This window comes from Phenylobacterium hankyongense, from assembly GCF_003254505.1.
Classification (GTDB): Bacteria; Pseudomonadota; Alphaproteobacteria; order Caulobacterales; family Caulobacteraceae; genus Phenylobacterium; species Phenylobacterium hankyongense.
The window spans coordinates 1-312 of record NZ_QFYP01000032.1 but is presented as its reverse complement, the minus strand read 5'-3'; the positions used below and the strand labels follow the sequence as shown (position 1 = coordinate 312).

Here is a 312-nt window from a genome sequence, read left to right as displayed (position 1 = left end):
CGGCGATCGCAGCTCCTCGCGCTTCTCCGGCAATGGCCGCTGCCATGTCCACCGTGGGAGCCGTCAACCGCGTTCCGCTGGCCGTGCCCCGGCCGGGATCGGCGAGATCCAGCTTTCTGGGAGCGGGATTGAGGAAGGCGACCCCGGTGAGCTCCGCCCAGGGGCGGATCTCGACGGGGGTGGTCCGGGCTATGGCGGACGAGCTCAACGAGGACAAGCAAACGGAGAAGGACCGATGGCTCGGGCTGTACTACGATACCTCCGACGACCAGCAGGACATCACGAGGGGGAAGGGGCTCGTGGACTCTCTCT

1 protein-coding gene is annotated in these 312 nt (G+C 67.3%); it reads left to right on the top strand.

Annotation, left to right across the window (positions count from 1 at the left end):
* Positions 1-128 precede the first annotated feature (128 nt).
* Positions 129-312, top strand: a 184-nt coding sequence (locus DJ021_RS19130; RefSeq protein ID WP_207801915.1) for a hypothetical protein, incomplete at its 3' end; no start/stop codon positions are given.